This window comes from Nonomuraea sp. KM90, assembly GCF_052246675.1.
Lineage (GTDB): Bacteria > Actinomycetota > Actinomycetes > Streptosporangiales > Streptosporangiaceae > Nonomuraea.
In genome coordinates, this window is record NZ_JBQQCB010000036.1 from 36,143 (window position 1) to 61,829 (window position 25,687).

Annotated in this window: 24 protein-coding genes; 16 read left to right on the forward strand and 8 right to left on the reverse strand. The window is 72.0% G+C overall.

Going from position 1 to position 25,687, the window contains the following annotated elements; genetic code table 11:
- Nucleotides 1–113: 113 nt before the first annotated feature.
- Both ACTWPW_RS30085 and ACTWPW_RS30090 read right to left on the reverse strand, forming a co-directional pair.
- The gene (locus tag ACTWPW_RS30085) at nucleotides 114–719 is read right to left on the reverse strand and encodes a DUF4126 domain-containing protein (RefSeq protein WP_375109357.1); all 606 of its coding nucleotides are present in this window, start codon (nucleotides 717–719) and stop codon (nucleotides 114–116) included.
- A gap of 4 nt (nucleotides 720–723) precedes the next feature.
- Nucleotides 724–1,629 (reverse strand): choline/ethanolamine kinase family protein, encoded by a 906-nt coding sequence (locus tag ACTWPW_RS30090; protein WP_443170605.1) that lies wholly within the window; start codon nucleotides 1,627–1,629, stop codon nucleotides 724–726.
- A 69-nt stretch (nucleotides 1,630–1,698) separates the two neighbouring features.
- On the opposite strand from ACTWPW_RS30090, the gene ACTWPW_RS30095 reads away from it, so the two are divergent.
- A complete protein-coding gene (locus ACTWPW_RS30095; protein WP_443170606.1) occupies nucleotides 1,699–4,059 on the forward strand; it encodes a GcvT family protein in 2,361 nt (786 codons plus the stop codon).
- Here the strand turns inward: ACTWPW_RS30095 and ACTWPW_RS30100 are convergent.
- From ACTWPW_RS30100 to ACTWPW_RS30110, 3 genes are all read right to left on the reverse strand, one after another.
- The gene (locus ACTWPW_RS30100) at nucleotides 4,037–4,795 is read right to left on the reverse strand and encodes a GntR family transcriptional regulator (RefSeq protein WP_375109360.1); all 759 of its coding nucleotides are present in this window, start codon (nucleotides 4,793–4,795) and stop codon (nucleotides 4,037–4,039) included. The genes ACTWPW_RS30095 and ACTWPW_RS30100 overlap by 23 nt on opposite strands.
- Nucleotides 4,796–4,845: 50 nt before the next feature.
- Nucleotides 4,846–5,970, reverse strand: coding sequence for an NAD(P)H-dependent flavin oxidoreductase (locus ACTWPW_RS30105; RefSeq protein WP_443170607.1), 1,125 nt, complete (start codon nucleotides 5,968–5,970; stop codon nucleotides 4,846–4,848).
- Nucleotides 5,971–6,064: 94 nt separating this feature from the next.
- The gene (locus tag ACTWPW_RS30110) at nucleotides 6,065–6,688 is read right to left on the reverse strand and encodes an acyltransferase (protein ID WP_375109362.1); all 624 of its coding nucleotides are present in this window, start codon (nucleotides 6,686–6,688) and stop codon (nucleotides 6,065–6,067) included.
- 131 nt (nucleotides 6,689–6,819) lie between these two features.
- On the opposite strand from ACTWPW_RS30110, the gene ACTWPW_RS30115 reads away from it, so the two are divergent.
- From ACTWPW_RS30115 to ACTWPW_RS30160, 10 genes are all read left to right on the forward strand, one after another.
- On the forward strand, nucleotides 6,820–8,484 hold the full coding sequence (locus ACTWPW_RS30115) for a CTP synthase (protein ID WP_364118630.1): 1,665 nt from the start codon (nucleotides 6,820–6,822) through the stop codon (nucleotides 8,482–8,484).
- Nucleotides 8,481–9,092, forward strand: coding sequence for an NUDIX domain-containing protein (locus ACTWPW_RS30120; protein WP_375109364.1), 612 nt, complete (start codon nucleotides 8,481–8,483; stop codon nucleotides 9,090–9,092). The genes ACTWPW_RS30115 and ACTWPW_RS30120 overlap by 4 nt, the downstream gene beginning before the upstream one ends.
- A 15-nt stretch (nucleotides 9,093–9,107) precedes the next feature.
- Nucleotides 9,108–10,013, forward strand: a complete 906-nt coding sequence (locus tag ACTWPW_RS30125; RefSeq protein WP_375109365.1) for a site-specific tyrosine recombinase XerD — start codon at nucleotides 9,108–9,110, stop codon at nucleotides 10,011–10,013.
- 123 nt (nucleotides 10,014–10,136) lie between these two features.
- Nucleotides 10,137–11,072, forward strand: a complete 936-nt coding sequence (locus ACTWPW_RS30130; RefSeq protein ID WP_375109532.1) for a ParA family protein — start codon at nucleotides 10,137–10,139, stop codon at nucleotides 11,070–11,072.
- Nucleotides 11,069–11,887: a segregation and condensation protein A gene (locus tag ACTWPW_RS30135; protein WP_375109366.1), complete on the forward strand. Its 819-nt coding sequence runs from the start codon at nucleotides 11,069–11,071 to the stop codon at nucleotides 11,885–11,887. Before ACTWPW_RS30130 ends, ACTWPW_RS30135 begins: the two co-directional genes overlap by 4 nt.
- A 586-nt stretch (nucleotides 11,888–12,473) precedes the next feature.
- Nucleotides 12,474–13,025 carry an SMC-Scp complex subunit ScpB gene (gene scpB / locus ACTWPW_RS30140; RefSeq protein ID WP_364118670.1) on the forward strand — a complete coding sequence of 184 codons (552 nt, stop codon included), beginning with the start codon at nucleotides 12,474–12,476 and terminating at the stop codon, nucleotides 13,023–13,025.
- 1,010 nt (nucleotides 13,026–14,035) lie between these two features.
- A complete protein-coding gene (locus ACTWPW_RS30145; RefSeq protein ID WP_364118640.1) occupies nucleotides 14,036–14,899 on the forward strand; it encodes a pseudouridine synthase in 864 nt (287 codons plus the stop codon).
- A 72-nt stretch (nucleotides 14,900–14,971) separates the two neighbouring features.
- The gene (gene aroH, locus ACTWPW_RS30150; RefSeq protein ID WP_364118642.1) at nucleotides 14,972–15,331 is read left to right on the forward strand and encodes a chorismate mutase; all 360 of its coding nucleotides are present in this window, start codon (nucleotides 14,972–14,974) and stop codon (nucleotides 15,329–15,331) included.
- A 96-nt stretch (nucleotides 15,332–15,427) separates the two neighbouring features.
- Nucleotides 15,428–16,564: a prephenate dehydrogenase gene (locus ACTWPW_RS30155; RefSeq protein ID WP_443170608.1), complete on the forward strand. Its 1,137-nt coding sequence runs from the start codon at nucleotides 15,428–15,430 to the stop codon at nucleotides 16,562–16,564.
- Nucleotides 16,565–16,637: 73 nt separating this feature from the next.
- Nucleotides 16,638–17,786, forward strand: coding sequence for an NAD(P)/FAD-dependent oxidoreductase (locus ACTWPW_RS30160; protein WP_443170609.1), 1,149 nt, complete (start codon nucleotides 16,638–16,640; stop codon nucleotides 17,784–17,786).
- Between the two features lie 81 nt (nucleotides 17,787–17,867).
- On the opposite strand, the gene ACTWPW_RS30165 is transcribed toward ACTWPW_RS30160, so the two are convergent.
- From ACTWPW_RS30165 to ACTWPW_RS30175, 3 genes are read right to left on the reverse strand one after another with little or no spacing between them, the layout of a single operon-like run.
- The gene (locus ACTWPW_RS30165; protein WP_364134888.1) at nucleotides 17,868–18,062 is read right to left on the reverse strand and encodes a DUF2795 domain-containing protein; all 195 of its coding nucleotides are present in this window, start codon (nucleotides 18,060–18,062) and stop codon (nucleotides 17,868–17,870) included.
- A 20-nt stretch (nucleotides 18,063–18,082) separates the two neighbouring features.
- On the reverse strand, nucleotides 18,083–18,979 hold the full coding sequence (locus tag ACTWPW_RS30170; protein WP_443170610.1) for a glycosyltransferase family 2 protein: 897 nt from the start codon (nucleotides 18,977–18,979) through the stop codon (nucleotides 18,083–18,085).
- Nucleotides 18,972–19,820 carry a glycosyltransferase family 2 protein gene (locus ACTWPW_RS30175; protein ID WP_375109370.1) on the reverse strand — a complete coding sequence of 283 codons (849 nt, stop codon included), beginning with the start codon at nucleotides 19,818–19,820 and terminating at the stop codon, nucleotides 18,972–18,974. Before ACTWPW_RS30175 ends, ACTWPW_RS30170 begins: the two co-directional genes overlap by 8 nt.
- 115 nt (nucleotides 19,821–19,935) lie before the next feature.
- On the opposite strand from ACTWPW_RS30175, the gene ACTWPW_RS30180 reads away from it, so the two are divergent.
- From ACTWPW_RS30180 to aspS, 5 genes are all read left to right on the forward strand, one after another.
- A complete protein-coding gene (locus ACTWPW_RS30180) occupies nucleotides 19,936–20,562 on the forward strand; it encodes a TetR/AcrR family transcriptional regulator (protein ID WP_375109371.1) in 627 nt (208 codons plus the stop codon).
- Nucleotides 20,559–21,917, forward strand: a complete 1,359-nt coding sequence (locus ACTWPW_RS30185; protein ID WP_375109372.1) for a carotenoid oxygenase family protein — start codon at nucleotides 20,559–20,561, stop codon at nucleotides 21,915–21,917. The genes ACTWPW_RS30180 and ACTWPW_RS30185 overlap by 4 nt, the downstream gene beginning before the upstream one ends.
- A 54-nt stretch (nucleotides 21,918–21,971) precedes the next feature.
- Complete coding sequence (gene cmk / locus ACTWPW_RS30190) at nucleotides 21,972–22,628, forward strand: (d)CMP kinase (RefSeq protein WP_443170611.1); 657 nt, start codon at nucleotides 21,972–21,974, stop codon at nucleotides 22,626–22,628.
- A gap of 38 nt (nucleotides 22,629–22,666) precedes the next feature.
- Complete coding sequence (der, locus tag ACTWPW_RS30195; RefSeq protein WP_364134876.1) at nucleotides 22,667–24,058, forward strand: ribosome biogenesis GTPase Der; 1,392 nt, start codon at nucleotides 22,667–22,669, stop codon at nucleotides 24,056–24,058.
- Between the two features lie 296 nt (nucleotides 24,059–24,354).
- A complete protein-coding gene (gene aspS / locus ACTWPW_RS30200; protein WP_443170612.1) occupies nucleotides 24,355–25,617 on the forward strand; it encodes an aspartate--tRNA(Asn) ligase in 1,263 nt (420 codons plus the stop codon).
- Nucleotides 25,618–25,687 lie beyond the last annotated feature (70 nt).

Genomic DNA, 25,687 nt, shown 5'->3' on the forward strand with positions numbered 1-25,687 from the left:
TTGGGGGCCACGTAGACGCTCACACGTCTTTTCGTTACCTGTTGTTCGCTTCCCGGGCCCAACCGTAGGGGCGGCGCGGGCGGCGGCGGATCAGCCCGGAGGCGGATGGCGGGTCAGCCTGGAGGGTGACCCCTGGCCGCCCTCCTGCGCGCCCGGAAGCGGCGTACCCGCCTGATCAGCCACCACGCCAGCACCGCGAGCAGCAGCAACGCGACGATCACCAGCACGGGCGCGAACAGCGCGATCAGGCTCATGCCGAGCGCTCCCGCGTCCTCGGCCGTGCTGACGACCGGCGCCCCGACACCAGCCGTGCCCGCGTTGATCACCGGGCGGGCGGTGGCCTTGATCGCGTGCACGGCCAGCGCCACCACGATCCCCAGCAGCCAGCCGGCCCACGGGTGCTCGGTCATCCACGTCGAGTTCTCGAACTCGGCGGCGGCGTTCGTGGCCGAGAAGACCACCCCGCCCGAGGCCGGGCGCACCACGGTCTGGATGGCGTCGTTGACGCTGTCGACGGCGGGCACCTTGTCCAGGACCATCTCGGCGATCAGCAGCACCGCGAGCACGGCGAGCACGCCCCAGTTCGACAGCCAGGAGTAGCCGTCGGGCAGTCGCACGGTGTCGGTGAGGTTCGCGAGCACGCCCACGACCAGGAGCGGGATGTACGCGTTCAGCCCGGCGGCCGTGGACAGGCCCAGACCGGTCAATGCGGCGAGCATGCCCCTAGTCTGCCCGGGCCGCCTCGTCCATGAGGCCCGCCAGACCGGAAGAGGTGAACTCGGCCACCGCCCGCTCGTACTTCTCCATGCCCCACGACCAGAAGTCGAAGTCGATGGTGTCGTTCGCGCCGTCCTGGATGGAGGCCCAGAGGGTCCAGCCGTATTTGGACATGAGGCCGAGCAGGCGCGCCCGGGCGATCTTGTGGCGGAGCCGGCGGCCGTAGTAGGCGGTGACGAGCTCCTCCAGGTGGTCGAGCGGCAGGTCGGACTCGCTCCAGATGTTGCCGAGCTCGAAGCAGGCGTCGTTGTTGCCGGCGTACTCGTAGTCGATCAGCCACAGGCGCTCACCGTCGTCGAGGATGTTGCCGGGCAGCAGGTCGTTGTTGCAGGGGACCGTCCCCTCGTCCCGGACGGCCAGGCACTTGCGCAGGTCGGCGACGACGGGCAGGAAGTCCAGATAGCGCGGCGGCAGCCGGAAGCCCCGCTCGCGCACGATCTCCAGATAGCGCCGCTGCACCTCGAACATGTCGAAGTCGCTGACGAACCGGGGCCCGGCGTGCAGCCGGCGGCAGGCCCGCGCCACCCGCGGCAGGTTCGCCGGGTCGTGCAGGTCGGCCTCCGTGAACGTACGCCCCGGCAGGTATCCCACCACCAGCACCCCGAGCCCGGGCAGGTAGTCGTGCACCGGCGCCCCGACCCCGGCGCGCGCCGCCGCGATGGAGTTGGCGTGCTCGGCGTCCCGGTCGATGGCCAGCAGGGCGCCGTCGCTGGCCGACACGCGCACCACGTACGTGCCAGAAGGGGTGGTGACCTTGTAGTTGTGGTTGGTGAGCCCGCCGGGCAGCTCCGCCACGGAGCGCGGCAGGCCGGACAGCAGCGGGATGCGATCGAGGACCTCGGGCGCGGCCATGCTCGATGCTAGGCGCCACCGGCCTAAACGGTCTAGACCTTTTGCGGCGTGCCGGTTAGCCTCGCGGGCATGAGCGACTCGGCCCGGATCGTGATCATCGGCGGCGGGGTGGGCGGCGCGTCCGTCGCCTACCACCTCACCCAACTCGGCGAACGCGATGTCGTCCTGCTGGAGCGGGACGAGCTCACCAGCGGCTCCACCTTCCACTCCGCCGGGCTCGTCGGGCAGCTGCGCGCCGACCCCACGCTGACCAGGATGAACCAGTACTCGGTCGAGCTCTACCGCACCCTGGACGCCGGGTGGACGGAGTGCGGCGGCATAAAGCTGGCCGCCACGCCCGAGCGGATGGCGGAGATCCGCCGGCAGATCGGCTGGGCGCGCACGTTCGGGCTGCCGCTGGAGGAGATCTCGGTGGCCGAGGCGGTGGAGCTGTTCCCGCTCATGGACCCGGCGGGGGTGGTGGGGGCGGCGTACCTGCCGACGGACGGGCAGGTGGACCCCTCCCAGCTGTGCTACGCCCTGGCCGCGCGCGCCCGCGAGGGCGGGGCGAGGCTGCGCACCCGCACCCGGGTGCTCGGGATCAAGGTGGCGAACGGCCGGGTCACCGGGGTCAGCACCGACCAGGGCGACATCGACTGCGAGATCGTGGTCAACTGCGGCGGCATGTTCGCGGCCGAGATCGGCCGCATGGCCGGGGTACGCGTCCCGATCGTGCCCATGTCGCACCAGTACGTGGTGACCGACGCCTTCCACGACCACACCGGCCTGCCCACCCTGCGCGACCCCGACCTGCTCGTCTACTACCGGCAGGAGGTGCAGGGCCTGGTCATGGGCGGCTACGAGCGCACCTGCGCCCCCTGGACGGCCGGGCCGAACTCCTTCGACGCCGTCCCGCCCGACTTCAACGGCCGTCTGCTCGCCGAGGACTGGCCCAGATTTGAGGAAATTTCCGACAACTCCAGGGTGCGGGTGCCCGCGATGGCCGACGTCGGCATCCGCAAGCTGATCAACGGGCCGGAGGCGTTCACCCCGGACAACGAGTTCTGCCTGGGGGAGACGGAGGTGGGCGGGTTCTTCGTCGCCGCCGGGTTCTGCGCGCACGGCATCGCGGGCGCGGGCGGCATCGGCCGGATCATGGCCGAGTGGATCGTCGAGGGCGAGCCCAGCATGGACGTCTGGCACATGGACATCCGCCGGTTCGGCCGCCAGTACCGCTCGCCGTCGTACACGATCAAGCGGGCCGTCGAGAACTACGAGACCTACTACGACATCCACTACCCCGGCCACGAGCGGTCGGCGGGCCGGCCGCTGCGGGTCTCGCCCGCCTACACCTGGCACGCCGCCCACGGAGCCGTCTTCGGGGAGAAGTCCGGGTGGGAGCGGGTCAACCACTACGCCGCCAACGAGGGGGACGGCCAGGACGAGCGGCCGCGGGGCTGGGCCGGGCGGGCCTGGTCGCCCGCGATCGGGGTCGAGCACCGGGCCACGCGCACGACGGCGGGGCTGTTCGACGAGAGCTCGTTCGCCAAGATCGAGGTCACCGGTCCGGACGCCGCCGCGCTGCTGGAGTGGGTGTGCGACAACCGGGTCGCCCGGCAGGTCGGCGCCGTCACCTACACGCAGGCGCTCAACCGGCGCGGCGGCATCGAGTGCGACTTCACCGTCACCCGGCGCGGCGAGGAGGAGTTCCTCGTCGTCACGGGCACCGCGTTCGGCTCCCACGACCTCGGCTGGCTGCGCAAGCAGGCCGCGCTCACCGGTTCGAAGGCCAGGATCGCCGACGTGACCGGCCAGTACGCCTGCTTCGCCCTGTGGGGACCGCGCGCCCGCGACGTCCTGGCCGAATTGACGCCCGACCCGCTGGACTTCCCGTTCATGTCGTCACGGGAGCTCACCGTGGGGGACGTGCCGGTGCTGGCGCTGCGGGTGACGTTCGTGGGGGAGCACGGGTGGGAGCTCTACTGCTCCAGCGAGTACGGCCTCGGGCTCTGGCAGGCGCTGTGGCGGGCCGGCCGGCCGCACGGGCTGGTGGCGGGCGGCTACCGGGCCATCGACAGCCTCAGGCTGGAGAAGGGCTACCGGGTGTGGGGCGCGGACCTCGGGCCCGAGACGACGCCGTACGAGGCGGGGCTGGGCTTCTGCGTCAAGCCCGACAAGGAGTTCCTGGGCAGGGACGCCCTGGATCCCGCGCCCGAACGGCGGCTGCGGTGCGTGACGCTGCACGACCCGGCGGCGGTCGCGCTCGGCAACGAGCCCGTGCGGCTCGACGGGCGGACGGTGGCCCGGGTCACCTCGGGCGGCTACGGCTACACCGCCCGGCGCTCCATCGCCTACGCCTACCTGCCGGTCGAGCCGGGCGCCGACGTGGAGATCGAGATCGAGGGCGTCTGGGTGCCGGGTACCGTGTTCAAGGAGCCGCTGGTCCCGTGACGCCGCTGCGTACCGAGATCCGGACCCGGTCGGGGCGGAACAGGTCGAGGGCGTACTCCACCGGCGTGCCGTCGCCGGCGAAGGCGGTGCGCTCGATCCGCATGAGCGGCGTGCCGGGCTCGATGCCCAGCTCGGCGGCCTCGGCCGGCCGGGCGGTCACCGGGTCGAGGTGCTCGACCGCCGTGCGCGGCTCCAGGTCGTAGCGGGCGGCCAGCAGGGCGTAGAGCGAGCCGGTCAGGTCCTGGCCGAGCAGGCCGGGCAGGTCGGGGAAGTAGGAGCGTTCGAGCGCCACGGGGGAGCGGCCCGCCGAGCGCACCCGGGCCACCTCGTGCACCGGCGAGCCCGGCTCGACGCGCAGCGCCCTGGCCGCGGCCGCGGGCGCGGGCACGGTCGCGGCCCGCAAGATCCGCGCCTCGGCCCGCAGGTGGGAGCGGCGCATCTGCTCGGTGAACCCGGCCAGCCCGGTCAGGTCGCACTCGATGCGCGGCTCGGCCACGAACGCGCCGCCCGACCTGCCGGGCACCCGCAGCAGCACGCCGTCGCGCTCCAGCGTGGACAGCGCCTGCCTGAGCGTCATCCTGCTCACGCCGAGCCGCCCGGCCAGCTCCCGCTCGCCGGGCAGCCGGTCGCCCGGCGCCAGCTCGCCGCCGGCGATCGACTCCAGCAGCCACCGCTCGATCTGCACGTGCGCGGGGACGCCGGTGCCACGCTCCAGCTCAGGCGGGTTCCCGACCACACGCGCAGGCTACCGGCCCGGTGAGCCACTCCGACAGGCGCCGCGGCAGGTCACTCCGACAGGCGCCGGAGCCGCTCCACCGCCTCGCCGAACTCGCCGATCAGGTCGTAGACCACGTCCTTGGCCGGCCTGACCTGGTCGAGCTGGCCCACGACCTGCCCCACGAAGTAGTTGGCCAGCTCCACGGCGCCCGGCTCGCCCTTCTCCGCCGCCGCCACGATGCGGGCCATCGCCCCCTCGGCCACCAGCATCTGCAGCGGCATGCCCAGCGGTCCCGGGCTCTCCTGGCCGGAGTCCCATTCCTCGGTCCAGGCCGACTTGAGCTGCCGGGCCGGCTTGCCCGTACGGGACCGCGACCGGACCGTGTCCAGCGACGAGGCCGCCAGCATCTTGCGCTTGACCGCGGGCGAGGTCTCGGCCTCCTCGGTCGTGAGCCAGACCGAGCCGCACCACACGCCCTCCGCGCCGAGCGCCATGGCCGCCGCCATCTGCCGCCCGGACGCGATCCCGCCCGCCGCCAGCACCGGGACCGGGGCGACCGCGTCCACGACCTGCGGCACCAGCACCATCGTGGAGATCTCGCCGGTGTGCCCGCCCGCCTCGGTGCCCTGCGCCACGATGAGGTCCGCGCCCGCCGCCACCTGCCTGCGGGCGTGCTCGACCGTGCCGACCAGCGCGGCCACCGGCACGCCCGCCTCCCTGGCCCGGGTCACCATCTCCGGCGGGGGCGGCCCCAGGGCGCTGGCGATCAGCCCGATCCGGTGCTTGAGCGCCACGTCGATCAGCCCCGTCGCCCCGCTCGCCGTCACGCGCCGGCCGAGCTCGTCCGCCGCCGCCGTCAGCGGCTGCCCGGGGGCGCTCACGCCGTACTTGGCCAGCAGGTGCGTGACGAAGTCCCGGTGCCGGTCCGGGACGGAGTCCATGAGGTGCGCGCGCCGGTCGAGCGCGGAGGCGTCGATCTTCCCCGGTACGAGCACGTCCACGCCGTACGGCCGGCCGCCCACCCGCGCGTCCAGCCAGGTCAGTTCCGTGTCGAGCTGGTCGGGTGAGTACGCCACCGCGCCCAGCACCCCGAACCCGCCCGCGTTCGTGACTGCGGCCACCACGTCGCGGCAGTGGCTGAAGGCGAACAGCGGGAACTCGATCCCCAAACGCTCACATATGGCGGTCCGCATGACCCGACGCTAACGGTCAGAACCTTGTTCGGTCCATCCCTGTCCGGCAAGCCGTCTCAGGTGGCCGCGTCCGCCGCGCCGGGCGGGGGCCGTCTCAGGTGGCCGCGTCCATCGCGACGGGCGCGTGCCAGCCCAGCTCGGGCGTGTAGCCGCGGACCCGCCTGGCCGGCACCCCGGCGACCACGCTGTGGTCGGGGAACGTGCCGCGCACCACCGCCCCGCCCGCCACGACGCACTGCCGGCCCAGCGTGGTGCCCGGCAGGATGATGGCGCCCGCGCCCAGCCACGAGCCGGAGCCGATGGCGACCGGGCTGTTGCGCGGCCACTGCCTGCCGATCGGGATGTCCGGGTCGTCGTAGACGTGGTTCTGGTCCGTGATGTACACGTACGGGCCGGTGAAGACGTCGTCGCCGATGTCGATCGACTGGTGGGCCACGATGTGCGAGCCCCTGCCGATCGAGCAGCTCCCGCCGATGCGCAGGATGGAGGAGGGGCCGAGGTCCGGGCCCGGCATCATGCCGCACGAGAGCGACACCCGCTCGCCGATGAGCGTGTGTTCGCCGATCTCGATCCACTGCTCGCCGAAGATCGCGCCAGGAGGGAAGGCGATGCTGACCCCGTCGCCGAGCCGGCGGAACCGGTAACCGGCGGGAGCGGCCGGAGTGATCGCACCGGCGTGCCGGATCGCCGTGTAGGCACGGTGAATCAATGTGCCCAAAGCCCGACGTACTAGTGACATAAGCACCAAAGTTACCGCTAGGTCATGCCGTTCGGGCATGTGAGGGGCGTTGTTTGATATCCTGAGAGCCCGTGGACACTTCGACCACACCTCGAGCCACGGGAGCCCCTTTGCGCAGCGCATCGCAAACCAAGCATCTGTTCGTCACCGGCGGTGTCGCCTCCAGTCTCGGCAAGGGGCTCACGGCATCCAGCCTCGGTCGCCTGCTCAAAGGGCGCGGTCTCAGGGTCACCATGCAGAAGCTCGACCCTTACCTCAATGTCGACCCCGGCACCATGAACCCGTTCCAGCACGGCGAGGTGTTCGTCACCGACGACGGTGCCGAGACCGACCTCGACGTCGGCCACTACGAGCGGTTCCTCGACACCCACCTGCACGGCTCGGCCAACGTGACCACCGGGCAGGTCTACTCCAACGTCATCGCCAAGGAGCGGCGGGGCGAATACCTGGGCGACACCGTCCAGGTCATCCCGCACATCACCAACGAGATCAAGGACCGGATCCGGGGCATGGCCGGTCCTGACGTGGACGTGGTCATCACCGAGGTCGGCGGCACGGTGGGCGACATCGAGTCGCTGCCCTTCCTGGAGGCCGTGCGGCAGATCAGGCACGAGGTCGGGCGCGACAACGTGTTCTTCCTGCACGTCTCCCTGCTGCCGTACATCGGGCCGTCCGGGGAGCTCAAGACCAAGCCGACCCAGCACAGCGTGGCGGCGCTGCGCAGCATCGGCATCCAGCCGGACGCGATCGTGCTGCGGTCCGACCGGCCCGTGCAGACGGCGATCAAGCGCAAGATCAGCCTGATGTGCGACGTCGACGAGGACGCCGTCGTCTCCGCCGTGGACGCCGCCTCGATCTACGACATCCCGAAGGTGCTCCACACCGAGGGGCTCGACGCCTACGTGGTGCGCCGGCTCGGCCTGCCCTTCCGCGACGTGGACTGGAAGGAGTGGGAGCAGCTCCTGCGCCGGGTGCACCGGCCGGCGAAGGAGGTCACCATCGCGCTGGTCGGGAAATACATCGACCTGCCGGACGCGTACCTGTCGGTCACCGAGGCGCTGCGCGCCGGCGGGTTCGCCAACGACGCGCGCGTCAACATCCGCTGGGTCAAGAGCGACGACTGCGAGACCCCCGACGGCGCCGAGCGCGAGCTCGACGGCGTGGACGGCGTGCTGATCCCCGGCGGCTTCGGCGTACGCGGCATCGAGGGCAAGATCGGCGCCATCCGCCACGCCCGGGAGGGCAAGATCCCGCTGCTCGGCATCTGCCTCGGCATGCAGGGCATGGTCATCGAGGCCGCCCGCAACATGGCCGGCATCGAGGACGCCAACTCCGCCGAGTTCGACCCCGACACCAAGCACCCCGTCATCTCCACCATGGCCGACCAGGAGGACGTCGTCGCCGGCGAGCGCGACATGGGCGGCACGATGCGCCTGGGCAGCTACACCGCCAAGCTCGGCGAGGGCACCCTCGCCCGGCACCTCTACGGCGGCAAGGCCAAGGCCGACGAGCGCCACCGCCACCGCTACGAGGTCAACAACGCCTACCGCGAGCGGCTCGAGAAGGTCGGGCTGGTCTTCTCCGGCCTGTCGCCCGACGGCCGCCTGGTCGAATACACCGAGCTGCCCGTCGACGTCCACCCCTTCTTCATCGGCACCCAGGCGCACCCCGAGTTCCGCTCCCGCCCCACGAGGGCCAACCCGATGTTCAAGGGTCTCGTCAGCGCCGCCCTGGCCTACGCCGACAGCCGCGTGAGCGCCAAGGTGGGGCCGTGAGGATCGAAGACACGCCCGAGGCGTGGGACGTGGTCGAATCGAGACCTCGGTTCAAGGGCCACATCATCGACGTGGTCACCGACACCGTCAGGATGCCGCGTGACGAGGTCGCCGAGCGCGACTACGTCGTGCACCCCGGAGCCGTCGCCGTGCTCGCGCTCGACGACCGCGACCGGGTCCTGATGATCAGGCAGTACCGCCATCCCACCCGCCACCTGATGTGGGAGCTGCCGGCCGGGATCCGCGACGTGGCGGGCGAACCGCTCGTCACCACCGCCGCCCGCGAGCTCGCCGAGGAGGCCGGATACCGCGCCGACACGTGGCACACGCTGGTCGATCTGCGCTCCTCGCCGGGCATGACCGACGAGCGCGTACGCGTGTTCCTCGCCCGCGGCCTGACCAGGATCCCCGACGCGGAGAACGGCTTCGTGCACCGGCACGAGGAGATCGACATGCCGGTCGAATGGGTCCCTCTGGCCGACGCGGTCGAGAAGGCACTCATGGGAATGATCCACAATTCCTCGACCGTGGCCGGTATCCTCGCCGCATATGCGGCTTCGGTTGAGGGGTTGGCCCTGTTGCGCCCCGCCGACGCCCCGGAGGCGTGACGGAAGGACCAGTTCGTGGAGGCAGTGCTCTCCAGCTACCTCGCCCATCTGGCGGTGGAACGGGGCCTGGCTGCCAACACGCTCGCGTCCTACCGTCGTGACCTTTGCCGATACTTCGAGCACCTCCAGGCGCGCGGGCGCCTGGAGCTCGACGAGGTGGGGGAGGCCGACGTGCTGGCCTTCCTCGCCGCGCTGCGCGAGGGCGACGGGGAACACCCCGCGCTCGTCGCCAGCTCCGCCGCCCGCGCCGTCTCCGCCGTACGCGGGCTGCACCGTTTCGCCCTGCGCGAAGGCGTCACGGCCCACGACCCCGCCCACGAGGTACGCCCGCCGCGACAGCTCCGCAGGCTCCCCAAGCCCATCGGCGTGGACGAGGTCGAGCGCCTCATCGCCGCCTCCGGCCCCGACGGCGCCCCCCTCACGCTGCGCAACCGCGCCCTGCTGGAGGTCCTGTACGGCACCGGCGCCCGCATCTCCGAGGCCGTCGGGCTGGCCGTGGACGATCTGGAGGACGACCAGGTGCGGCTGCGGGGCAAGGGCGCCCGTACGCGGGTGGTGCCGCTGGGGCGCTATGCCCGGTCGGCGCTGGACGCGTACCTCGTGCGGGCCCGGCCCGGCCTGCTCGCCCACGGCCGCGGCACCCCCGCGGTCTTCCTCAACGCCCGCGGCGGGCGGCTGACCAGGCAGGGAGCCTGGGAGGTGCTCCAGGCCGCCGCCGAACGCGCCGGACTCGACGGGATAAGCCCGCACGTACTCCGGCATTCCTTCGCAACTCACCTTTTGGACGGCGGGGCGGACGTTAGGGTGGTTCAGGAGTTGCTCGGCCACGCCTCTGTGACGACCACTCAGGTCTACACGCTGGTGACGGTCGACAAGCTCCGCGAGGTCTATGCCGCCGCGCATCCGCGTGCCCGGCAGTGATCTATAGTCTTTTGGGACGTGCGCCGCCCTCGGCGTGCCGCCTTGCCGCGTTAAGTGGTGACGCCATAGTGTCCGTCCGGACGGTCCGGTTCGGGATCGTCAGGGAGGTTCGAGCTGGTGACTGTGACGACCAAGGGTTCGACCCCGGGGACCCCCGACAACCCCTGGGGCGACACGAAGACCAACGCGCCTTCGAACGGCGTCAATCTGGGTCCCACGCAGCGACCCAGACCCGTGTTCCCGGAGCCGGTGCCCCCGGCGGTGCACGGCCCGGCGCGCGTGGTCGCGATGGTCAACCAGAAAGGTGGCGTCGGCAAGACCACGACCACCATCAACCTGGGGGCCGCCCTCGTCGAATGCGGCCTCAAGGTGCTGCTCGTCGACTTCGACCCGCAGGGGGCGCTGTCCGTCGGCCTGGGCATCAACCCGCTCCAGCTCGACCTGACCGTCTACAACCTGCTGATGGAGCGCAACGTCACCGCCGAGGACGTGCTGCTCGAGACCGGCGTCGAGGGGCTCGACCTGCTGCCGAGCAACATCGACCTGTCGGCCGCGGAAGTGCAGCTCGTCACCGAGGTCGCCCGCGAGCAGGTGCTCGGGCGCGTGATCAAGCCGCTGCTGCCGCACTACGACGTGTGCCTCATCGACTGCCAGCCGTCGCTGGGCCTGCTCACCATCAACGCGCTGACCTGCGCGCACGGCGTGATGGTGCCGCTGGAGTGCGAGTTCTTCGCCCTACGCGGCGTGGCGCTGCTCATGGACACCATCTCCAAGGTGCAGGAGCGGCTCAACGAGGAGCTCGAGATCGAGGGGCTGCTCGCCACCATGTACGACGCCCGCACGCTGCACGGGCGCGAGGTGCTGGCCCGGGTGGTGGAGGCGTTCGGCGACAAGGTGTTCCACACCGTGATCAACCGTACGGTCCGCTTCCCCGACGCCACGGTGGCCGGCGAGCCGATCACCACGTTCGACCCGTCCTCCCTGGGCGCCAACGCCTATCGTGAGCTGGCCCGCGAAGTGCTGTCGCGCTGGCCGGCGCCTGCGACAATGGCCAGGTGACCGCAGAGCAGACCTCACCTCAGGGCTTCCAGGTTCACCTGGACGTCTTCGAGGGTCCGTTCGACCTGCTCCTCGGCCTCATCGCCAAGCACAAGCTGGACATCACCGAGGTCTCGCTCTCCAAGGTCACCGACGAGTTCATCGCGTACATCCGGTCTCGGGGCCCCGAGTGGGACCTCGACCAGACCAGCCACTTCCTGCTGGTGGCGGCGACCCTGCTGGACCTGAAGGCGGCCCGGCTGCTGCCGTCCGGCGAGGTGGAGGACGAAGAGGACCTGGCGCTGCTGGAGGCCAGGGACCTGCTGTTCGCCCGGTTGCTGCAGTACAAGGCGTACAAAGAGGTGGCGAAGGTCTTCGCCGGGCGGATGGCGGAGGAGGCGCTGCGCTTCCCGCGTACCGTGCGGATGGAGGAGCAGTTCGCCAGCCTGCTGCCCGAGCTGATCCTCGGGATCGGGCCCGAGCAGCTCGCCCGGATCGCGGCCAAGGCCTTCATCCCGAAGCTGCCGCCCACGGTGAGCGTGGGGCACATCTACCAGCCGCTGGCCAGCGTCAAGGAGCAGGCGGCGATCCTGGTCATGCACCTGCGCCGGCTCCGGCGGGCCACCTTCCGCGCGCTGGTCTCCGACTGCGAGGGGACCTTCGAGGTCATCGCCCGGTTCCTGGCCGTGCTGGAGCTGTTCCGGGAGTCGGCGGTGACGTTCGAGCAAGTCGAGCCGCTGGGGGATCTGCACGTGACCTGGACGGGGACCGACGACGGGGATGTCGCGGTGGGCGACGACTACGAGGAATCGGCGGAGAAACCATCTGATGACTGACGACAACCCGCTGCCCAACCCCCGCAGGTCACCGGATTCGCAGCCGCCGCTGCCCGCCTGGATGACCCTCCCGGGCTCCCTCGTCCAGCCGGGCGCCCCCCATGTGGAGGACGCCCCGGCCGATGAGGTGCCGTCGGGGGAGGACGTGGCGGCGTTTGGGCCGGGGGAGCCCGGCGGGACAGACGCGGCCGAGGACGCCGCGGCCGAGAGTGCTGCGGGCGAGGACTCCGCGGGCGAGGGTGCCGCGGCGGACGATCCTGCGGACGACGCGCCCGGCTCGGGGCCTTCGGGCGCCGGGGCGGTGGGGCGTGATGCGGCAGAGGGTCTCGCGGCGGCAGTCGGAGCGGCGTACGCGCCGGAGGACGACGTGCCGGGCCCGGATCCTGTGGGGGGCGCGTCGGCGGATGGTGTGCCGGGTTCGAATCGGGTGGCGGGCGCGTCGGCGGACGGCGTGCTCGCGTCGGGTTCTTCGGGCGCCGGGTCGGCGGGGCGTGGTGCGGTGGAGCTCGGCGCAACGCGTGCGGCGGTCGGCGTGGCTGACGTTGAGGACACGGAGGACGGGGCTCAGGGGCACGGTGAGGGGGCGGTGGGGGAGGGGCCGACGCTGGGGGCGGCGTTGGAGGCTATCCTGCTGGTGGTCGACGAGCCCGTCGCCGAGGTGACCCTGGCTCAGGTGCTGGAGCGGCCCACCCATGAGGTGGGTGCGGCTCTGCGTGGCCTGGCGGCGGAATATACCGCTGCCGGGCGGGGTTTTGACTTGCGAGAAGTTGCGGGCGGCTGGCGGTTCTACACGCGTGCCGACTGTGCGCAACTGGTCGAGCGGTTCGTACGCGACGGCCAGCAGACGCGGCTGACCCAGGCCGCGCTGGAAACACTCGCGGTCGTGGCTTACCGGCAACCGGTGAGCCGTGCCCGCGTCGCCGCCGTGCGCGGCGTCAACAGCGACGGCGTCATGCGGACGCTCGTCGCCAGGGGGCTGGTCGAGGAGGCCGGCACCGACCCGGAGAGCCAGGCAGTGCTCTACCGGACAAGCTCATACTTCCTTGAACGTCTGGGACTGCGGGATCTGAGCGAGCTCCCCGAGCTCGCGCCCTTCCTCCCCGACGACCTGGAAAATCTCGAGGAGACAACAAAGTGATCAACAGGCGCAGCACCCCGTCCGGTGATGGACGCGGTCGTGGGCGTACCGGCGGCTCCGGCCGCAGCGGGCGTCCCGCCTTCCGTTCCGACGACACGCGCGGCGGTTTCCGTCGCGACGATTCCCGTGGCGGCCCTCGCCGTGACGACGACCCTCGTGGCGGTTTCCGCCGTGACGACGACTCCCGTGGTGGCCCCCGCCGGGATGACGACTTCCGTGGTGGGGCCGGGCGAAGGGACTCCGGGCCTCGCCGTGACGGCGATTTCCGCGGTGGGCCCCGCCGTGACAACGACTTCCGTGAGCGCACCTCACGTGACTCCCTGCGCGCCGACCGGGGCGGATCCCGGGCTCGGTTCGGCAGGCGGGACGGCGACAACGACAGCCGCGGCGGCAGTGGCGGCAGCGGTGGCAGCAGTAGCGGCGGCCGCTATCCGCGTGAGGAGCGGTTCTCGCGTGATGAGCGTGGTAGTTCCTGGAGCAGCGACCGGAGCAGCGACCGGGGCCGCGGTTTCGACCGTGGGCCCGATCGTGGGGCCGATCGTGGTTTCGACCGTGGCGGTGAGCGGTCCAGGGGCGAGCGTGAGGGCTCCCGTTTCGGTCGTGGTGACCGCGAGGGCGCCTACGGTCGCGAGGGCCGGGACAGCGGCCGCTACGGCCGTGAGGACCGGTACGGCCGTGGTGAGCGGGCCCGTGGTGAGCGGCCCCGTGGGGACGAGCGGGGCGGCTACCGTCCCGAGTCCCGTGATGATCGCGGTGGGTTCCGGGGCGAGGCGCGCGGTGAGCGTGGCGGGTTCCGTCCCGAGTCCCGTGACGATCGCGGTGGGTTCCGGGGCGAGGCGCGCGGTGAGCGTGGCGGGTTCCGGGCCGGGCGGAGCGGGCGCCGGGAGGATGCCGCTCCCGGGGGCGCGGGCTCGACCAGGTCCCGGTACGGCAGGCGGGACGGCGACGATCGCGGTGCCCGGCAGGGCGGCGGCGACCGGCGCGCACCCCGTACGCCGCGCCGCGACGACGTGCAGACCGTCGGTGGCGGCAGGCGCGAGAGCTACGGGAGCCCGCAGCACGACCGGGTGAAGGCCGCCAGGCAGCCCCTGCGCGACCGTAACTTCTACCCCGAGGGCTACACCGACGAGCGCGACACCACCGAGGTCCCCGGCGGCGTACGCCTGCAGAAGGTCCTCGCCCAGGCGGGCGTGGCCAGCCGCAGGGCCTGCGAGGAGATGATCGGTGACGGCCGCGTCACCGTCAACGGGCAGGTAGTACGCAGGTTCGGCGCCAAGGTGGACCCGGCCGCCCAGGTCATCCACGTGGACGGCAAGCGCATCCCGACCGCGCCCGACCTGGTCTACTACGCCCTGAACAAGCCCATCGGCGTGGTCTCCACGATGGACGACCCGCAGGGGCGGCCGTGCCTGGCCGACTACGTCGAGGAGCTGGCGCCGAGGCTGTTCCACGTGGGCCGGCTCGACACCGAGACCGAGGGCCTGCTGCTGCTCACCAACGACGGTGAGCTGGCCAACAGGCTGACGCACCCGAGCTACGGCGTGCAGAAGAAATACTGGGCCAAGGTGCCGGGGCCGATCCCGCGCGACCTGGGGCGCCGCCTCAAGCAGGGCATCGAGCTGGAGGACGGCATCGCCAGGGCCGACAGCTTCGCCATCGTGCACGAGCACGGCCAGCAGGCGCTGGTCGAGGTGGTGCTGCACGAGGGCCGCAAGCACGTCGTCAGGCGGATGCTGGAGGAGGCCGGTCACCGGGTGATCGACCTGGCCAGGATCGAGTTCGGGCCGGTGAAGCTCGGCCGTACCAAGCCGGGCACCGTCAGGGCGCTGAGCTTGAAGGAAGTCGGCGAGCTGTACGCGGCCGTGAAGCTGTAATCTGGCCGGACGCAGGAGCCCGTGCGGAACCTCCGCACGGGCTCTCCCGGTAATAAGAGGGGAACGAACCACATGGTGCGGGCGATCCGTGGGGCGATCCAGGTGGACGCCAACGACCGCGACTCGGTCATCTCGGGCACGACCGAGCTGGTCAGCGCGATCATGGAGCGCAACAGCCTGACCCCCGACGACGTGATCAGCGTGCTGTTCACCGCCACGCCCGACCTGACGGCCGAGTTCCCGGCCCTCGCCGCGCGCAAGCTGGGCTTCCACGAGGTGCCGCTGATCTGCTGCACCGAGATCGACGTGCCGGGTGCGCTGCCCCGCGTCGTACGCCTCATGGCCCACGTGGAGACCGACCGGCCGCGTTCCGAGATCCAGCACGTCTATCTGCGGGGCGCGGTGGCGCTGCGCCAGGACATCGCCCAATAAGCGAGCCCGAGCAGGTAAGCCTAGTAAGTAAGCGACCGGCAAGTCGGCCGTGCAACACTCCAGCATCCGTATCGCCCGATAAATCAGGACATCGAGATGGAACTTCGCACCGTGCTCGTCGTCGGCACCGGTCTCATCGGCACCTCCGCTGCTCTGGCGCTGCGCAAGCGGGGCGTGCGCGTGCTGCTCGCCGACCGCGACCAGGGAGCCGTACGGCTGGCACGGGAGCTCGGCGCGGGCGAGGAGTGGGCCCCAGCCATAAATCCCGCCGCAAATCCGGCCACGGACTCCGATGTCAGCCCCGCCGCGCAGCCGGCGGAGCGGGTGGACCTCGCGATCATCGCGGTGCCCCCCGCCCACGTGGCCACCGAGCTGCTGGAGCTGCAGCGGATGGACGCGGCCTGCTTCTACACCGACGTCGCCAGCGTGAAGGCGGAGCCCATCCACCGGGCCGCGCAGCTCGGCTGCGACCTGTCCGCCTACGTGGCCTCCCACCCGCTGGCCGGGCGCGAGAAGTCCGGGCCCGGGGCCGCCAGGGAGGACCTGTTCCTCGGGCGGCCGTGGGCGCTGTGCCCCACCGAGGAGTCCGACCCCGAGGCGAAGGCGGCCGTGCTGCGGCTGATCGAGCTGTGCGGGGCCAACGCGGTCGAGGTGAGCGCGGTCGACCACGACCGCGCCGTCGCCGTGGTCTCCCACGCGCCGCACGTGGCCGCCTCCGCCGTGGCCGCCCGCCTGGCCGACGCCACCGACGTGGCGCTCGGGCTGGCCGGACAGGGCGTACGCGACGTCACGCGGATCGCGGGCAGCGACCCGAGCCTGTGGCTGGGCATCCTGTCCGGCAACGCCTCCCCGGTGGCCGAGGTGCTGGAGGCCGTGGCCAACGACCTGGCCGACGCCGCCAGCGCGCTGCGTGCTCTGGCGGAGGGCGACGGCACCGCCACCGGCGAGCTCACCCAGCTCCTCAAGCGCGGCGTGGCCGGCCACGACCGCATCCCCGGCAAGCACGGCGGCCCCGCCTCCGACTACGCCGCCGTCCAGGTGGTCATCGGCGACCGCCCCGGCCAGCTCGCCCGGCTGTTCCAGGTCTGCGACGAGGTGGGGGTCAACGTCGAGGACGTACGCCTGGAGCACGCCCCCGGCCTGCCCCTGGGCATCGCCGAGCTGTCGGTCGAGCCCGACGCCGCCACGACGCTCACCGAGGCCCTGCGTGAGCGGGGCTGGCAGGTTCCCTGAAAATACTCGGGGCCTGATGTCACATCCGCGCCTCCTCGATCCGTCTGCAGGTCGAATCGAGGAGGTACGGAAGATGACTGACATCCTGGTACTCGGCGCAGGCTACACGGGCGTCATGGCGGCCATCCGGGTCGCCCGCAGGACCCGCCGCACCGGCGGCAAGGTGACGCTGGTCAACGCGTCGCCGAGGTTCACCGAGCGGCTGCGCCTGCACCAGACGGCGGCGGGGCAGCGGCTGGCCGACCACCCGCTGGACGAGGTGGTGGCCGGCACCGGCATCGCGTTCGTCCAGGGCCGGGTGAGCGCGGTCGATCCCGGGCGGCGCGAGGTGCGGCTCGACGACGGGCGGACGCTCGGCTACGACAAGCTGATCTACGCACTCGGCACCGTCACCGACGTCTCCGTCCCCGGTGTCGCCGAGCACGCCTACTCCTACGACGACCACGCGGCCGCCGTACGGCTCTCGAAGCATCTCGACACCCTGACCCGCGGCACGGTGATCGTGGCCGGGGGCGGGCTGACCGGCATCGAGTCGGCGACCGAGCTGGCCGAGACCCGCCCGCACCTGCGCGTCATCCTGCTGACCAGGGGCCGGCCGGGCTCGATGATGGGCCGGGGCGCCCGCGCGTACCTGGACGCGGCGCTGGAGCGGCTCGGCGTGGAGGTCCGCACCGGCGTGGACATCACCAAGGTCCTGCCGGACGGCGTCGAGCTCGCCGGCGGCGAGCTCCTCCACTCCGACGCCACGCTCTGGACCACCGGCACCAGGGGGCTGCCCGTGGCCGCCGGGTCGGGACTGAGCGTCGACGCCCGCGACCGGATCGTGGTGGACTCCACGCTGCGCTCGGTCTCCCATCCCGACGTGTACGCCGTCGGCGACGCCGCCGCCGTCAGCCAGAAGTTCGGCGTCATGCACGGCACCTGCCAGGGCGGCATCCCCACCGGCCTGCACGCCGCCGACTCGCTGGCCGACACCTTGCGCGGGAAGGCGCCGAGGCCCTTCAAGTTCGGATATTTCCACCAGCCGGTCAGCCTGGGACGCGGGGACGCGGTCATCCAGTTCACCCGGCCGGACGACAGCCCGCGCAGGTGGTACCTGACCGGGCGGGCGGCCGTCTTCTACAAGGAGACGGTGAGCAGCAGCCCGATACCGATGTTCCGGCTGCTCAAGCGGGGGCTGGTGCCCGTGCGGGCGTTCGCGCTGAGCGCCCTGCCCTCATGAGGGCCTTCATGAGGGCCCTCATGGGCGGCAGACAGCGCGGCGGGCGTGACCGGTGGTCCCGCCCGCCGTGCTCCCCACGGATCAGCGTTTCGTGACCGCCTCGCTGACGGCGTTCGGGCCGTCGTAGCGGCGGTCGGGCATGGCCTCCAGGGCCTGGACTATGTCGTTGCCCGCGTTGTGCTCGCGAGCTGCCTTGATCAGATCGTCCTTGGTGGCCGGGTAGTCGACCCCGCTCAGATGCTTCTGCAGGTCGATCGGGTTGGGTGCAGTACTCATACCTGCCTGCTGCCCCGCGTTCACGAGACGTAACGGCGCGCCCGCGAGTTGGCCTGCGACGCCTCCAGGCTCGCCAGCCGGGCCTCCACCCGCGGCGGTACGCGCCGCCGCTCGGCCAGCACCCACGGCAGGCCGCGCAGGGCGTCCAGGGCCGCCAGCGCCGAGACGCGGTCGCGCGGCACGGTCGCCGCCAGTCGCAGGGTACGCCGCAGCGCCGCCGGGACCGGCCGCCGCAGCCAGGTGAACCAGAGCGTGTTCCGCAGCCCCACCCGGCGCCTGGCGTGCGCGTCGCGCTGCTTGGAGGCCTGGTGGTGCACGGTCAGCTCCGCCAGGTAGCACAGCTCCCACCCGGCCGTGGCCAGGTCCACGGCGAGCAGCTCCTCCTCACCGCCCAGCCACAGCCGCCGGTCGAAGCCCCCGCACTCCAGGAACGCCTCCCGCCGCAGCACCGAGGCGCCCGCCAGGAAGCTGCCGAGCGCGGGGCCGGGCAGCCAGGCGGGGCCGCGTACGGGGGAGTCCCGCAGCTCGGCCACGATCGGGTCGTCATGCCCGCCCGGCTCGGTCAGGATGCGGGCCGTGACGACGGCCAGCCGGGGATGCGCGTCGAGCACGTCGGCGGCCCGCGCCAGCGAGCCCGGCGCCCACCAGGTGTCGTCGTCGGCGAAGGCCACGTACGGCGTGCGCAGCCGCTCCACCCCCACGTTCCGCCCCACGGCGCCCAGGTTCTCGTCGAGCGCGACCACGTCCACCTCGGGATAGGCGGCCGCGACGGCCTGAGCGGTGCCGTCGTCCGAGCCGTTGTCCACCAGCACCACCTGGGGCCGCTCCGGCAGCGCCAGCAGCCTGCCCAGCGAGGTGAGCACCTCCTCGCGCCGGTTCCAGGTGATCACGACGGCTCCCACGCGCTGATCAGCCACCGGTACGCTCCAGCCTGCGCCGCGCGCGCTCCACCGAGACCGGCAGCCCGCGCCGCTCGGCCAGCGCCCGCGGCAGCCTCCGCACGGCGGTACGCAGCCCCTCCCAGCCCGCGGGCCCGCCGCGCAGCGCCTCGAACGAGCGCCGCGCCACCACCCGCCAGGGGCGGCGCAGCACCGCTGTGAGCACGGCGTTGCGGGCGGCCAGGACCTGCCTGCCGCGCGGGTCCCGGGCCGGCGAGGGATGGTGGTGGGCCACCACGTCGTCCACGTACGCCAGACCCCAGCCCTTCGCGGCCAGGTCCATGGCCAGCCGCTCCTCCTCGCCGAAGAAGAAGATCACGTCGTCGAACCCGCCCGCCTCCAGGAACGCCTCCTTGCGCACCACCGCCCCGCACGCCAGGAACCCCAGCACGCTCGGCCCCGGCAGGTCCGGCTCGACGCCGAGCGGGGAGTCGCGCATCAGCTCCGACACCGGGTCCAGCCGCTCCTCCGGCCCCACCAGCACGCGCGCGCCCAGCACCGCCAGGCGGGGATGGGCGTCCAGCACGTCGGCGGCCCGCTCCAGGGCGTCCGGCGCCCACCAGGAGTCGTCGTCGGCGAAGGCGACGTACGGCGTCTCGGCCATCTGGACGCCGATGTTGCGGGCGGGGGCGCCCAGGTTCCGGCCCGCCTCGACCACGTGGACGTCGGGGAAGTGGCGGCGGACGAATACGGCGGTCCCGTCGGTGGAGCCGTTGTCCACGAGGATCACCGGGCGCGGGTGCAGGGGGAGCGAGCGGGTCAGCGCCCGAAGGCGGTCCTTGCTCGCCACCACCACCGTGACGCGGGCTCCGTTCTTCACACCGTGTCACTTACCGGGCGGGCAGCTCTTAGTCCTCCCGCGGCCGTTGACGGGCCGGTGGGAGGGGCGTAGAAAGGGTGGTAACAGTGTTACCCGGAAGAAACGGCGTTTCTGGATGACGATCACCACCTATCAGCAGGCCCAGCGGCAGGGGCAGGAGGCCGTCAGGGCGGCCGTCCTCGACGCGGCCAAACGGCTGCTCATCGGCGCGGGGCCGGAGGCGCTGACCGTGCGGCGGATCTCCGCCGAGGCCGGCTGCTCGACCAAGGTGATCTACACGCTCTTCGGCGGGAAGGACGGGCTCAGCGAGGCGCTCTGGCTGGAGGGGTTCGCCCGGTTCGAGCGGCGGCTGCTGGCCGTGCCGCCGGACGACGACACGCTCCGGCGGCTGCACGCGGGCCTGGCCCTCTACCGGGAGTACGCGCTGAGCGAGTCCGACTACTACCGGGTCATGTTCCAGGGGGCGATGCCGGGGTTCACGCCGGGGGAGGAGGCGGTGCGGGCGTCCAAGAGGACGTTCGAGCTGCTGGTGCGCGGCGTGGCGGCCTGCCTGGAGGCCGGCCGGCTGAGGGGCGCGGAGGCCGTGGAGATCGCCGACGTGTTGTGGATGGCCATGCACGGCGCCGTAAGTCTGGAAATTTCGGGTTATTTCGATCGGGCCGAGGCCGAGCGGCGCTACCGCCTGCTGTGCACCTCGGTGCTCACCCCATTCCTGGCTCCAGAAGAGAGGGACACGCCATGAGCACAACCCCCTTCAAGAACGGGTTCGCCCCGGTCGCCGAGGAGATCACCGCCTTCGACCTCGAGGTCACCGGCCGCATCCCGGCCGAGCTCAACGGCCGCTACCTGCGCAACGGCCCCAACCCGCTCAGCCTCGACGACCCCAACGCCGGCCACCTGTTCCTCGGCGAGGGCATGGTGCACGGGGTCCGGCTGCGCGACGGCCGCGCAGAGTGGTACCGCAACCGCTGGGTGCGCAGCGCCGCCGTCGCCGAGCGGCTCGGCGAGCCGGCCCGGCCGGGGCCCGTGCACGAGGGCATGGACTTCGCGGCCAACACGCACGTCATCGGGGTGGCCGGGCGCACGTTCGCGACCGTGGAGGCGGGGGCGCTGCCGTACGAGCTGGGTTACGAGCTCGACACCATCGGTTCCTGCGACTTCGACGGCGGCCTGCCCGGCGGGTACGCCGCCCACACCCACCTCGACCCGGTCAGCGGGGAGCTGCACGCGCTGGCGTACTTCTTCGGCTGGGACCACCACCAGCACGTCGTCATCGACCCCAAGGGCGCGGTGACGCAGGTCAGGAGGATCCCGATCGCCGACGCGCCGATGGTGCACGACTTCGCGCTCACCGAGCGGTTCGTGGTGATCTACGACCTGCCGGTCACGTTCAGCATGGCCCACGCGGAGAAGGGGGTGTCGCTGCCGTACGCGTGGAACGACGCGCACGCGCCCAGGCTCGGGCTCATGTCGCGCGAGACAGGCGACGTGCGGTGGGTGGAGGCGCCGTCCTGCTGGGTCTTCCACACGCTCAACGCCTACGACGACGGCGACGAGGTGGTCGTGGACGTGGTCAGCTACCCGAAGGGGTTCGTGGACGCCCGGCTCGACGCCGGCGGCTCGCCCACGCTCGACCGGTGGCGGGTCAACCTGGCCACCGGCCGGGTCGGCGTGGCGCGGCTGGACGACCGGGCGCAGGAGTTCCCGCGCATGGACGAGCGCCGCACCGGACGGCCCTACCGCTACGGCTACACCGCCGCCACCCGCGAGCTGCACGAGATCGTCCGCCCGGCCGCCGAGCTGGAGGACCTGCCCGACGAGGCGTTCGACAACACGCTCATCAAGCACGACCTGGAGCGGGGGACGCAGGAGTCGCGGCAGTTCGGGCGTGGAGCGTACGTGGGCGAGCCCGTCTTCGTCGGCTCCGGGCAGGCCGAGGACGACGGTTACGTGATGTCGTACGTCAACAACCCGGCCAGGGGAGCGGCCGACCTGGTGATCCTCCCCGCGCAGGACTTCACCGGCGAGCCGCTCGCCACGGTGCACCTGCCCGCCCGGGTGCCGCTCGGCTTCCACGGAAGCTGGATCGCCGACTGAGCCGGAGGCGGTAGCCTCTTCAGGTTGGGTGGACAACGTGAAGAGGGAGAGGCCGTGACCGGTCTGGTCGTCGCCATGGACGGTCCTTCGGGGTCGGGCAAGTCGAGCGTGTCGCGCGGGGTCGCCCGCGCGCTGGGCCTGCGTTACCTCGACACCGGGGCGATGTACCGCGCGATGACCTGGTGGATGCTCCGGCAGGGCGTCGATCTGGCCGATCCCGACGCGATCGGGGCCCGCTGCGCCGAGCCCGCCATCGTCTCCGGCACCGACCCCGACGGCCCGACGATCCGCGTCGACGACGTGGACGTGGCGGGGCCGATCAGGGAGAGCGAGGTCACCGGCGCGGTCTCGGTCGTCGCCGCCGTTCCCGAGGTGCGCACACGCCTCGTCGCGCTGCAGCGGGAGATCATCGGCGCCGGTGACATCGTGGTCGAGGGCCGCGACATCGGCACGGTCGTCTGGCCCGACGCGGCCGTCAAGGTCTACCTGACGGCCAGCGCGGAGGCCCGCGCCCGCCGGCGCAGCGCCGAGCTGTCCGGCTCCACGGTGGAGGCCCAGCAGGCGGCCATGGCCCGGCGTGACACCCTGGACTCGACACGTAAGACGGACCCACTCTCGATGGCGGCTGGCGCCGTCGAGCTCGACACCACCCCGCTGACCTTGGAAGAGGTCATCGGGGAGGTGCTGAGGCTGGTCAAAGAGCGCACCTGAGCCAAACTCGGTGCGGTACTCGCAAAGGATGAAAAATCGTGACAACGGGGGATTGGGTCGAGGCTGACCTCGACGAGCTCGAGATCACCGAGCACGACCACGGCGTTCCGCTGCCGGTCGTCGCCATCGTAGGGCGGCCCAACGTCGGCAAGTCCACGCTGGTCAACCGCATCATCGGCCGCCGCGAGGCGGTCGTGGAAGACGTGCCCGGGGTCACCCGCGACCGCGTCACCTACGACGCCAACTGGCGCGGCCGCCGCTTCACCGTGGTCGACACCGGCGGCTGGGACCCCGACGCCACCGGCATGAACCTGCGCATCGCCGAGCAGGCCCAGGTGGCCGTCGAGCTGGCCGACGTGGTCGTGTTCGTCGTGGACGCGACCGTGGGCGCGACCGACGCCGACGAGATCGTGGGCTCGGTGCTGCGGCAGTCCGGCAAGCCGGTCATCCTGGCCGCCAACAAGGTCGACAACCAGCAGCTCGAGCTGGAGGCCGCCGCGCTGTGGGCGCTCGGGCTGGGCGAGCCGTACCCCGTCTCCGCCCTGCACGGGCGCTCCAGCGGCGACCTGCTCGACGTGATGCTCGACGCGCTGCCCGAGACGCCGCAGGTCACGTTCGGGGCCGAGCGCGGCCCCGCCCGCGTCGCGCTGCTCGGCAAGCCCAACGTCGGCAAGTCCTCCCTGCTCAACAAGCTGGCCGGCGAGGAGCGGGTGCTCGTCGACCCCATGGCGGGCACCACCCGCGACCCGGTGGACGAGCTGATCGAGCTGGGCGGGCGCACCTGGCGCTTCGTGGACACCGCCGGCATCCGGCGGCGCGACCGCGAGCTGCAGGGCGCCGACTTCTACGCCGCCATGCGCACGCGGGCGGCGCTGGAGCGCACCGAGGTGGCGATCGTGCTGATCGACGCCAGCGAGCCGCTCACCGAGCAGGACCTGCGCATCATCGGCCTGGTCATCGAGTCCGGGCGGGCGATGGTGGTGGCCTTCAACAAGTGGGACCTCGTCGACGAGGACCGGCGCTACTACCTGGAGAAGGAGATCGACCGGCAGCTCGTCCGCACCCCGTGGGCGCTGCGCGTCAACATCTCCGCCAAGACGGGGCGCCACCTCGACCGGCTGGTCCCGGCGCTGGAGAAGGCGCTCGACTCGTGGTCCACGCGGGTGCCGACGGCCCGGCTCAACGCGTTCCTGACCGAGCTGGTGCAGCAGACGCCCCCGCCGGTGAGGGGCGGCAAGCAGCCGAAGATCCTCTTCGCCACGCAGGCGTCGGTCGAGCCGCCCAAGTTCGTGCTGTTCACCTCGGGGTGGCTGGAGGACACCTACCGGCGCTTCATCGAGCGGCGGATCCGGGAGGAGTTCGGCTTCGCCGGGTCACCCATCGACGTGACGATGAAGATCAGGGAGAAGCGCCCCAAGAAGGACAAGTAATGGTTTTGCCGTTGCCCCGGGCCTGATCGTAGGATCTACGGCAACGCGTCGACGGAGCCGAGTAGCCAGCGGGCCCGCACGGGCCCAGAGAGCCGCCGGTAGCTGCGAAGGCGGCGCCGTGCCCCGCTGGTGAAGACACTCCCGAGTGCGGGGAGGAAATGCCCCGCCGGTCTGACCCCCGTCATCGGGTCGTCGAGGCCGCCTCCGTGCCGGGGCGGCGAAAGTGCGGTGGCACCGGGAGTTCCCTTCTCCCCCGCACTCCCAAGGGGTCATGCAATTCCTCGTGAGGAGCTGTGATGATCTCTCGTGTCATGTCGGCGGAGCTCGCTGAGCACGCCGGGCAACGAGTGACGATCGCCGGCTGGGTCCATCGCCGCCGGCAACTCAAATCCGTGTCCTTTCTCGTCGTCAGGGACCGTACCGGCCTGGCCCAGGCGGTGACCGCCCGCGACCTGCCTCCTGAGGAGAGCGTCGTCGAGGTCACCGGCACCGTGGCGGCCAGCCCGCAGGCGCCGGGCGGCTACGAGCTGGTCTCGCCGGAGGTCGAAGTCCTGGTGGAGCCCCGGGTGGCGCCGCCGTTCGACCTCTACCGGCCCGTGGTCGGGGCGGCGCTGCCGACCGTCCTCGACCACGCGCCCGTCGCGCTGCGGCACCCGCTGCTGCGGGCGCCGCTGGAGATCTCGGCCGCGAGCGTGGCCGGGTTCCGCGAGACGCTCGACCGGCTCGGCTTCACCGAGATCCACACCCCGAAGATCGTCGGCTCGGCCACCGAGTCGGGCGCGAACGTCTTCGGCATCGACTACTTCGGCCGGCCCGCGTACCTGGCGCAGTCGCCGCAGTTCTACAAGCAGGCGATGGTCGGGGTGTTCGAGCGGGTCTACGAGGTCGGGCCCGTCTTCCGGGCCGAGCCGCACGACACCGTGCGGCACCTGGCCCAGTACACGAGCCTCGACGCCGAGCTGGGCTTCGTCGGCGACCACCGGGACGTGATGGCGGTGCTGCGGGAGGTGGTGGCGGGCATGCTGGAGTCCGTACGCCGCCGCGCCTCCTCCGCCCTCGACCTCCTCGGCGCCGTGCCGCCGCCGGTGCCCGCCGAGATCCCGGCCGTCCACTTCGCCGAGGCGCAGCGGCTGACCTCGTCCGACGAGCCCGACCTGTCGCCCTGGCAGGAGCGGTGGCTGTCGGAGTGGGCGGAGCGGGAGCACGGGTCGGAGTTCCTGTTCGTGACCGGGTACCCGATGTCCAAGCGGCCGTTCTACACCCACCCGGACCCCGCGCGGCCCGGCTACTCCAACGGCTTCGACCTGCTGTTCCGGGGCATGGAGCTGGTCACGGGCGGGCAGCGGCTGCACCGGTACGAGGACTACGCGCGGGCGCTGGCCGAGCGTGGCGAAGGGGTGGGGGCGTACGAGGGCTACCTCCAGGCGTTCCGGTACGGGATGCCGCCGCACGGCGGGTTCGCCCTGGGGCTGGAGCGGTGGACGGCGCGGCTGACGGGGGCGGCCAACATCCGCCAGACCACCGCGTTCCCCCGGGACCTCCACCGCCTCTCGCCATGACCCTTTTCTGACGCTCCGCGAGTTCCCGAGCCCCGCGAGGCCGCCCGGACGGCCTCGCGGAAACCCGACG

Excerpts from the sequence above, each read along its gene's own strand:
- ACTWPW_RS30165 (WP_364134888.1), bottom strand. The coding sequence starts at position 18,062 with ATGAGTACTGCACCCAACCCGATCGACCTGCAGAAGCATCTGAGCGGG.
- aspS (WP_443170612.1), top strand. The coding sequence starts at position 24,355 with ATGATCTCTCGTGTCATGTCGGCGGAGCTCGCTGAGCACGCCGGGCAA.
- ACTWPW_RS30095 (WP_443170606.1), top strand. The coding sequence starts at position 1,699 with ATGAGCGACTCGGCCCGGATCGTGATCATCGGCGGCGGGGTGGGCGGC.
- ACTWPW_RS30185 (WP_375109372.1), top strand. The coding sequence starts at position 20,559 with ATGAGCACAACCCCCTTCAAGAACGGGTTCGCCCCGGTCGCCGAGGAG.
- ACTWPW_RS30085 (WP_375109357.1), bottom strand. The coding sequence starts at position 719 with ATGCTCGCCGCATTGACCGGTCTGGGCCTGTCCACGGCCGCCGGGCTG.
- ACTWPW_RS30155 (WP_443170608.1), top strand. The coding sequence starts at position 15,428 with ATGGAACTTCGCACCGTGCTCGTCGTCGGCACCGGTCTCATCGGCACC.
- ACTWPW_RS30090 (WP_443170605.1), bottom strand. The coding sequence starts at position 1,629 with ATGGCCGCGCCCGAGGTCCTCGATCGCATCCCGCTGCTGTCCGGCCTG.
- aroH (WP_364118642.1), top strand. The coding sequence starts at position 14,972 with ATGGTGCGGGCGATCCGTGGGGCGATCCAGGTGGACGCCAACGACCGC.
- ACTWPW_RS30160 (WP_443170609.1), top strand. The coding sequence starts at position 16,638 with ATGACTGACATCCTGGTACTCGGCGCAGGCTACACGGGCGTCATGGCG.
- ACTWPW_RS30180 (WP_375109371.1), top strand. The coding sequence starts at position 19,936 with ATGACGATCACCACCTATCAGCAGGCCCAGCGGCAGGGGCAGGAGGCC.
- ACTWPW_RS30105 (WP_443170607.1), bottom strand. The coding sequence starts at position 5,970 with ATGCGGACCGCCATATGTGAGCGTTTGGGGATCGAGTTCCCGCTGTTC.